Source organism: Methylobacterium tarhaniae (assembly GCF_001043955.1).
GTDB classification, from domain to species: domain Bacteria; phylum Pseudomonadota; class Alphaproteobacteria; order Rhizobiales; family Beijerinckiaceae; genus Methylobacterium; species Methylobacterium tarhaniae.
On sequence record NZ_LABZ01000475.1, the window covers coordinates 1 to 796 of the forward strand.

Sequence of the window (796 nt, forward strand, 5' to 3'; positions counted from 1 at the left end):
CCAAATGCCCGAGACGGGTGGCTTTGCGCCGGTCTGCTTTCGGTCGGAGGGCACGAAGGCGGCCCTCTCGGTCGGGCCACATAGAAGTACGCGCTACGATGCGCTGACCGCCGGGTTTCGGCTCCGTGCGGAAGACATCTCCCCCGCAGCAAGGAGGAACGGGAGAAGGACGGCGGTGAACGCCTCGGGATGCGAGTAGTTGATTCCGTGGGCCGCCCCCGGAATGACAGCAAGACCGCCCCGGGGCAGGGAGCCTGCGAGGCTCACGACGAATGCATGGGGGACGATGTAGTCACGCGTGCCCCAAACCACGAGCGTTGGCTGCTCGACCCGCAGCGCCTTCTCTCCGATGCGATTGTCGACCATGCTACGCAAGGTCATGATGTAGCGTCCGATGCCGGCACGGGCATAATCCGAGAACGCCACCCAGGCGAGCGACCAGCGCTCGAACGGCGCGATGGCGAGGAAGCCAATCACTTGCCTGAACAGGTTCCGCGCCTCCGGGTCCGGCGTGGGCCCCTGCAACACGAGGCGGTCCACGAGCTGGGGGTGAACCAGCGCGAGTTCGACCAGCACCTCGCAGCCGAGCGAATTCCCGACAAAGGCCGCACGCTTCATCCCGATCGCTGTCATGAAGGCCGCCAATGCATCCGCGAGCTCGCGAACCGTGAGCGCGCGGCGGGGCTTATCGCTCAGTCCGAAGCCGGGCAGGTCGGGAGCATAGACCTCGAAATGAGGGGCGAGATGCTTTGCCAGCGGGATCATGTACCGGCTCGACATCCCGAGCCCACGAGAC

At 65.7% G+C, this 796-nt stretch carries 1 protein-coding gene; it reads right to left on the minus strand.

All coding sequences use genetic code 11. The features are described from left to right. Positions 1-93: 93 nt before the first annotated feature. Positions 94-796 (minus strand): alpha/beta fold hydrolase (locus VQ03_RS30745; RefSeq protein ID WP_048454736.1); only part of this gene is annotated, 703 nt, incomplete at its 5' end.